This window comes from Streptomyces sp. NPDC059037 (assembly GCF_042740015.1).
In the GTDB taxonomy this organism is placed as follows: domain Bacteria; phylum Actinomycetota; class Actinomycetes; order Streptomycetales; family Streptomycetaceae; genus Streptomyces.
In genome coordinates, this window is record NZ_JBHYIG010000071.1 from 26716 (window position 1) to 33848 (window position 7133).

Here is a 7133-nt window from a genome sequence, read left to right on the forward strand (position 1 = left end):
AAGCGCTGCGGCGAGGCGCCCTCGGGCGACCTCCTAGGTGTGCCATCTCATGAGGTTGGGGGCGTTGCGCTCGTTCTGCCTGCGGACAGGCATCAGCCCCGACGCAGTCCGTCGTCGTGGACCCAACGTCATGAGACACCACAGCTAGCGACCTCGTCTAAGGAGCGTCATGATCATCGGAATCGCCCAGCGGGAGGGCACCGGAGGTCCGATCGCGGTTGCCGCGGCCACCTACACATCGACCAGTACGGGCATGACTGCCGCCGCCCTCGTCGACGGCATGGGACACGGCGCCGAAATTGTGCGCTTGGCGCCGATGCTCGCGGAGACCACCGCCCGAGTGGGGGCGGCTCGCGGTGCGATGGCCGGGATCCTGTCCGCAGGGCTCCTGCTGGCCGATCCTGGCGAGCCCGACGCGGTCGGGGTATGCGCGGTCAGCCTGCCCACCGGCGGCGCAGAAGTGGCATGGGCCGGGGACAGCGCGGCATGGCACTGGGACGGCGAGCATCTGGAGCGGCTGACCACTGACGCGACCCTGGCCGCATACCTCTCCCGCGCCGCTGGCGAGGACATTCCTGTCCACGCGCTTGCCGACTACGTCGGCATCACACTGGGCCGCGCCATTCCAGCCACCGTCCGCTACGTCTCCGTCCCCGCCGGAGGACATCGACTCCTCACCACCGACGGCATCCATGACCAGATGCCGCCCGGGGCGATCGAGTCCCTGGCGCACAAGCACAGCAGCGACCCGCAGGCCCTGGCCGACGCACTCGTGGCCGCCGCTCGCCCAGACGCAGACGGTTACCGCGATGACGCGAGCGCCGTCGTAGTCAGCTGACCGCCAAGTAGCTGCGCAACCAACGTCCTGAGACATCACACCTAGGCCACGCGCACCCCGCCGTTTCGGGGTCAGTCGGTGAGGTCGACGGCGAGGTCCGCGCCTTCGTCGGGGCGCAGAAGCCCTGCGAGAGTGCCGAGCGCGGCGGACAGGACATCGTCGTCCAGGTCGACGCTCGCAGGCCGGCCCCCGCGCTTGTCTTCGTCTTCGTCTTCGTCTTCGTGCAGCTCCACGTCGTGGAGGCGGTAGTCGGCATGGCCCATGCCCAGCTTGGAGTCGTAGGTCGCAAAGACGGCATGCGTGTAGCGGGGGCCGTCGGCCGGCGTGAGCAAGCGGACCCGGCGGGCGATCGTGTCGCGCAGGGCGGCTTCCTCGGCCTCGGCGACGGTCTCCCGCAGCTCGGTCAGCATCACTGGGCCCACGGCGTCCAGGAGCGCCCGCAGGGCGGTCTTGCGGGCCCGTGCGCGGGCGTGGTCGGTGGCGACCTGGGCGCAGCACTGCGCGCGCCAGCACACGCAGCGGTGACAGTCGAGACAGTTCTGGGCCCGGTCGCAGCCGCACCGGCAGTCGACAGGGCGGCAGTAGGCACCGTGTTCCGTCTTCGGCGCGGCGGGGATGGCGGCCAGGGAGCGGGATATCTCGGTGAAGTCGCGGTTCTCGTCCACGAGATCGGCGGCCAGAACCTGGCCATCATTGCGGAGCTCCCCCGCAAGGTCATCGCAAGTCTGGCGGCGGACCACGAGGGCGTACGCCTCGACCTGCGCACCGATCAGCAGCGGGGGCAGAGGCCGGTCCGCAGGCGGCGCGGCGGCAGGCGGGACAGCTTGCGGCCTGCCGGTGACGAGTGCCAACGACGTGCCGATCAACTCGAGGTCCGGGCGCGGGTCCTCCCGCCAGCGCAGGATCGAGCAGCCGGCCACCGACCCTTCGTCGATCTCATGCAATGTCGGCTCCTGCGCCCACGCTCGGTCCTGCCAGCCGTCCGGTGGCGGCGTGGCCCCGCCGCGGTCGTTGTCAGGCCAGGTGACGCGCACGGCGCGCTCGGCAATGTCGGCGGTGAACACCTTGGTCCGTTCGGTCATCGGTGTGCTCCGGGTGTGTGGTGAGTGCTGATGCTTGCTGCCCAGCCGGCGAGAGTGGCGAAGTCGTCCTCCGCCAGGGAGGAGGAGCGGGGCGCGGGACGGGTGCCACGCCCCACCCGGCGGCGGGTGCGGTCTCACAGCAGCGTGTCCCGCTCGTCTTCCTCCCAGCGCGGCTGGCAGAGTTCGGTCAGGGCGTCAAGGGCCGCAGTCGTCTCGGGGCTGTCGCCAAGCTCGAAGGTGCACAGCTCGCTGCCGTCCTCGGCCACGAGACGGACGCCCGTGCCGTCCCAGGACAGCCCGCGCTTGCCGTCCACGGCCCAAAACCGTGCCAGAACCGGCACCATGGGGTACACCGGGTGCAGGTAGGCCGGATGACGGCGGATCTTGTCGGCCAGGACTTCTTCCCACGCGGCCTCGGCAGCATCCCGCGTCTGCCGCCACCGCTGAACGAGATCCTCCGCCGTACGGCGGCGCACCATGTGCCATAGAGCCAGATCGACTTCTGTTCCCAGAAGGGCAGGGCCCCGGGCGGCGAGCCACTCCCGGACGGTCGTGGCGGGCGGTGCTTCGGCGAGCAGTTGGGCGAGGTAGCTCGTGCTTGACGGCGTGGTCGGATGGAACTTGCGCACGACGGAGACCAGGAGTGGCACGAGGGTGCTGAACGGGCCTGCGGCGTGCTGTGTTCTGTGCGGGGAGGCGAGGCGAACAGGGTCCTCCGGCAGGGTTCCGGACTCGCCGCACTTGGGGCACGCCCAGGTCCAGCCGACGACGGGAGCGTGGATGATCTGGCCGTCCTGGATGATCCAGTCGAAGCGGTCGGCCGGGCTGTGCTCGTCGGAGGCGACGAGGTCGGCGTCGAACAGCTCATCGGGCACGGTGAGTTCAGGCATCGGTGGGCTCCTCTCGGCTGGTAGTGGACCCCGGCAGCGCCGGGGCATCGAATGACGAGGCTTCGATGGAGGGCTCGGTACCCGTCAGCCGGATGACCTCCAGGACGTGGGCCTCGATGTCGGCGCGGGCCTGGGCGACGACCTGCTCGCCGGCCCCCACGAGCGAGTCGACGGTGAACTGGGCGTTGTTACCTGCGCCGGCGACGGCACGCTCCAGGGCGCTGAGCGCTTCCTTGGTGGCCCTCACACCCTTCTTCTCGTAGATCGCCTCGTGCAGCACCGCGGTGGCGGCTCTGACTTCGGCGTACATCCGGTCGGTGACCTCACGGACCTCCCGCAGGCTCTCGGCGGTGCGGGGCTGATGAGGGATCTCAGGCACGAAGGAGTCGTGCTCGGTACGGCGGATGGTCACCGGCACACCGCTGCCGAGACCCATGGAGGACACGAGCGAACCCCACTGCGCGAGACTCATCTCGATCTCCACGAGCTCCCGGCCTGGATTGACCCAGTCGTGGTTGAGGTCGCGTTTGCGCGTGGCCTGGCGGACGGAGAGCGAGATGGTTTCGTTGTGCAGCAGGTCGGACTGGAACAGCGAACGGCCTCCGCCGCTCCTCCGCGTCACGACCGCGACGCCGAAGGCGGGGTGGATCTCACCACCGTGCTCCGCGTCGATCGCTGGGTCCTGGGTTGGACGGCGGCTCATACTGGCACCGCCTCAGGGGTCTCAGCCTGCTGGGCCTGGTGCTCGCGGTAGAGCCGTACAGCCAGGTCGATGCAGTAGCAGGCGTAGGCGTGGACGTAGGGGTTGGTCGGCTTGGTCATGATGAGTGTGCTGCGCTTTCTCTGACGTGCAGTGGGATGTTGTGAGGGAGACGGCGAGCACGACGGCATGACGCAGCCAGGGTCTCCGTCGGACGAGATCCTGGCTTGTCGTACGGGGCTCAGCTGACCTGCACGCTCTGCTTCTTCTGGACCTGGAGCGTCGCGAGGACGGCGTCGGGGGTGTCGAGCGGCATCTCGCGCTCGTACCCGTGGCGCCGCCAGGAGAAGTCCTGGAACTCCGCGGTGTCGGTGAGCGTGGTCGCCTCGATGGGATACGAGCCGTCCGGGAGCCAGACGTTCACGGTGGCGCTGTGAATCTGGCAGCCGCCGCACCATGCCCGCCAGCGCAGCGGCTGGGGTAGTCGTCGCCGCGCCGCCGGATTTCGACGAGGTGGACCGGGCGCCCGGTTCGGGAGAGGGGCGTCAACGGTCGTCATCCAAGGGCTCCAGGACGTCGGCCGCCGTGACGCCCCGGATCAGCAGGAGGGCGACAGCGTGGGCCCGGTCGTGGGCGCCGATCTTCTTGAAGAGGCGGCGCGCGTGGGTCTTGACCGTGTCCTCCGAGATGAACAGCTCCAGCCCGATGGCCGCGTTGGACAGCCCCCGCGCCATCCTGAGGCCGACCTGCTTCTCGCGCTCGGAGAGGGGGGCTTTCAGGTTGGGGACCGTCAGGCCCTGGGCGCGCAGGCGGCCGAGCCTGCCGCGGTGGAAAGCAGCCTCCAGGTGGGGCTTTACCGCCTGGAGGAAGGTGGAGACGACGGTGCGCTTCGTCAGCCACCCTTCCCGTGTCTTGTCGGCGGCGTCGCCCAGGTCGTGGATCAGCTCCTCGTACTCCGTACGGGGGCGCGTCTCGGTGGTTGGGGTTGAGGACATGTCAGCGCTCCTTGCGCCTACGGATCTTGGAAAGCTGCTGGCCGCGCGTGAGCATCGGGTCGCTCAGGGCTTGGGCCGTCTCGGGACGGCAGTTGGGACACGAGCGCATCGTCTGGTGGGTGACGGGCTGGCCGTCCCGGGTACGGGGTCAGCCGTCGGCACCCCGCTCGGGCTCCTGCTCGTCGGCGTCGATCCAGCCCGCCACGCACGGAGGCTCGTGCGTGCACCTGCACTCGGCCCACGGGCACGGTGCCCGGCCATCTGAAGTGGTGCTCTGCGGCGGCGGGGCCGCTGGAGGCCGGGGCCGCGGACGTAGTCGGAGACGTCGCTCACCACAGCCCCTCGTCCGCTCCGCGGTCGTTGACCGAGGTGCCGGGGTCGTCCACCGTGCGCGGCTGCCGCTCGAACGTCGGTGGCCCTTCCAGCTCCCACCGCAAGGTGCCGAGCGTCACGGGCTTGCCCACCTCGGCGTTAGGGCTGCAGGCCCAGCAGGTCGCGCAACGCGGCGAGGAGGGCTTCTGCCCTCTCGGGCAGTGCCGCTTCGCGCAGCAGCCGCCGGCGCAGAACGGGCAACTCCAGAGCGATGCCGAGCGGCACAGTCGGGTCGTCGTTGTCCAGGACGAGCCGGTAGGAGTCCAGGGCGATCATCCACGCCTCATAGCGGTCGACGAGTTGCCCAAGGCGCGCTGCCTGGTCTGCTCCCGGCAGGATCTTGTCCGGGTATGGACAGCTCGAGTCACCGCACGGCCGGAAGGCGGGGTGCGTGGCCAGGACGGAGCGGTCCCGGTAGCGCCGCGTGGTGCCGTTCAAGACGGGGCACTCGTCCTTGGTGTAAGCGAAGCACTCCGGGTGGAGAGCGCCCTCTGGTGTATAGCCGTGCTCCTCATCGGCCGGGCGGACGATAAGGTACAACCGCTCGGTCAGCTGCTGCTCACACACCTGACACAACCGGCCCAGCAGGACGCGCCGTAAGCGTCGGCTATCAAGAGAGCCGAAAACTGCATGCCCGTCATGGACGATGGATACAGCCGGAACGACGAGCCCACCACTGGTGGGTCGGTGCGCACAGCGCACGGGTATCGAAGTCATGTCTCCTCTCCTGCAATGAGTTCGCGCAGGAACGCCTCGCTGGCGGCGCGCAGCGTAGCGATGTGCTCGTCGTCGCGGGCGATGCGGTAGGTGCGGGTCTCGTCGCCGTGCTTGCTGTAGGCGATCACGTAGGCGTGCTCGGTGCCGAGGGTGTCGAGCAGCCATTGCGTCTCGTCGTAGATGTGCGCCGGGACCGTGGAGCCGCCTGGCCCCCACCCCTTCTCGTCGAGGGGTCGCGGCGTGGTGCGGAAGGTGAGCGTGGCATTGATGGTGGCGGGACCTTGAGCGGCGTCGTGATCGGTCGGGATCAGGGCGCGGTGGGGCCAGCACCGCTGCCACTCCCGGTCGCGGTTGCGCCAGTAGCTGGTGGTGACAGCCTCGTACTCCGGGTGGGCGTCCGTGAATTCCTCGGCTAGGTCGGGCTGCTTGTCCCAGCCGAGGCCCTGCACCGGGGGGTTACGCAGGGGTGGACGGCTGCCGCCGGCCGCCTTGCGCTTCAGCAGGTCTTCGCGGGTCTGGAAGGGGCTGCGATCCATGACGGCGCCGATGTCGCTGGGGGCGATCGAGCGGCTGCGCCAGTCGCGTTCCTCGGGGCTGCCTTGTACGAGGTGCCCGACGAACTCGGCGGCGGGCGCCGTGAGGCTGATCTGCGTCTCGTCCACAAGAGTCCCCTTACGGCAGGAGTCGGTTGATCGTCGTCCGCGCCACGCTGGTGATCTGCTGCACTGTCGTGCGCTCCACGCCAGCGACCTGAACGGACCACGTGATCAGCTCGTCGCGGGTGTCGCGCACATCCGTCCATGGCGCCAGCAGGTCCCGCGCTAGATCCAGGCCGTGAGTTTGCTCCTGATGCGTATCGGGGGGGCAGTACCTCTTGCGCCGGCGCGCGAGACGCCAGCGGTAGAGAGGGCTCGGCACGCGGTTGGACTTCCGCCGGTTGTGCCAGCGGCAGAGTAGCTGGCCGTTCCACAGTTCCGTCGGCCCGCCACGGCTCCAGGGGTGTATGTGATCGGCCTCGGTCCCCGGTGCCGGGCACCGGAACCAGAGGGGCGGCTTGTGCTCGCACCGGCCGTTGGCCTGGCGGATGAGCTGCTGCTTCTGGGACCAGCTGAAAAGCCGGGTGGGGTCCCGCCAGCGCCGCTTACGGCCAACGCCGATGGCGAGGCACAGGATGCCGAGCGCAGCAACGGCCAGGCAGGCGAGCAGCACAGTCGGATCTGGCTGCATGGCGCTCAGTGCAGGTCCTTGCCGAAGGAGATCAGCTCTCACCTGGTCGCCCAGAACGGGTCTTCGGAGTCGATGACCGTGACGAGACGGACCTTACCGAGGCAAAGGTTGGCCCTTCGGGGCTCACGATGTTCTGCGCCGGGGTCGGGATCGGAGACGATGCGGTACTTGGGCATGGTCGAAAGCTGCTTTCTGTACAGGAACGCGTGAGCCGGACAGCGAACCGCCCCGGGTGACCGGGGGGGTGCGCCGGGGGTGCGGGGGGGGGGGGCCGCCAAAAACAGGGGGGGCATAGGGGGGCGGCGCCCGGTG

Annotated in this window: 10 protein-coding genes and 1 pseudogene; 1 reads left to right on the top strand and 10 read right to left on the bottom strand. The window is 69.4% G+C overall.

Annotated features, from left to right (window positions below; translation table 11 throughout):
* Nucleotides 1–169: 169 nt before the first annotated feature.
* Entirely contained in the window at nucleotides 170–838 is a 669-nt protein-coding gene (locus tag ACFWY6_RS17155; RefSeq protein WP_384690601.1) for a hypothetical protein, read from the top strand.
* Nucleotides 839–909: 71 nt separating this feature from the next.
* Here ACFWY6_RS17155 and ACFWY6_RS17160 read toward each other — a convergent pair whose 3' ends face one another.
* From ACFWY6_RS17160 to ACFWY6_RS17205, 10 genes and pseudogenes are all read right to left on the bottom strand, one after another.
* Complete coding sequence (locus ACFWY6_RS17160) at nucleotides 910–1920, bottom strand: hypothetical protein (protein ID WP_384690604.1); 1011 nt, start codon at nucleotides 1918–1920, stop codon at nucleotides 910–912.
* A gap of 134 nt (nucleotides 1921–2054) precedes the next feature.
* Entirely contained in the window at nucleotides 2055–2810 is a 756-nt protein-coding gene (locus ACFWY6_RS17165) for a hypothetical protein (protein WP_384690607.1), read from the bottom strand.
* A complete protein-coding gene (locus tag ACFWY6_RS17170; protein ID WP_384690610.1) occupies nucleotides 2803–3513 on the bottom strand; it encodes a hypothetical protein in 711 nt (236 codons plus the stop codon). The genes ACFWY6_RS17165 and ACFWY6_RS17170 overlap by 8 nt, the downstream gene beginning before the upstream one ends.
* Nucleotides 3510–3632 carry a hypothetical protein gene (locus tag ACFWY6_RS17175; protein WP_384690613.1) on the bottom strand — a complete coding sequence of 41 codons (123 nt, stop codon included), beginning with the start codon at nucleotides 3630–3632 and terminating at the stop codon, nucleotides 3510–3512. Before ACFWY6_RS17175 ends, ACFWY6_RS17170 begins: the two co-directional genes overlap by 4 nt.
* 119 nt (nucleotides 3633–3751) lie before the next feature.
* The gene (locus tag ACFWY6_RS17180) at nucleotides 3752–3934 is read right to left on the bottom strand and encodes a hypothetical protein (RefSeq protein WP_384690616.1); all 183 of its coding nucleotides are present in this window, start codon (nucleotides 3932–3934) and stop codon (nucleotides 3752–3754) included.
* Nucleotides 3935–4055: 121 nt separating this feature from the next.
* Nucleotides 4056–4277: pseudogene (locus tag ACFWY6_RS17185) on the bottom strand (helix-turn-helix transcriptional regulator); the annotation flags it as partial.
* Nucleotides 4278–4834: 557 nt separating this feature from the next.
* Nucleotides 4835–4957, bottom strand: coding sequence for a hypothetical protein (locus ACFWY6_RS17190; protein ID WP_384690619.1), 123 nt, complete (start codon nucleotides 4955–4957; stop codon nucleotides 4835–4837).
* A gap of 19 nt (nucleotides 4958–4976) precedes the next feature.
* Nucleotides 4977–5315 (bottom strand): hypothetical protein, encoded by a 339-nt coding sequence (locus ACFWY6_RS17195; RefSeq protein WP_384690621.1) that lies wholly within the window; start codon nucleotides 5313–5315, stop codon nucleotides 4977–4979.
* A gap of 275 nt (nucleotides 5316–5590) precedes the next feature.
* A complete protein-coding gene (locus ACFWY6_RS17200) occupies nucleotides 5591–6256 on the bottom strand; it encodes a hypothetical protein (RefSeq protein ID WP_384690624.1) in 666 nt (221 codons plus the stop codon).
* Between the two features lie 10 nt (nucleotides 6257–6266).
* Nucleotides 6267–6821, bottom strand: coding sequence for an HNH endonuclease (locus ACFWY6_RS17205; RefSeq protein WP_384690627.1), 555 nt, complete (start codon nucleotides 6819–6821; stop codon nucleotides 6267–6269).
* Nucleotides 6822–7133: the final 312 nt, after the last annotated feature.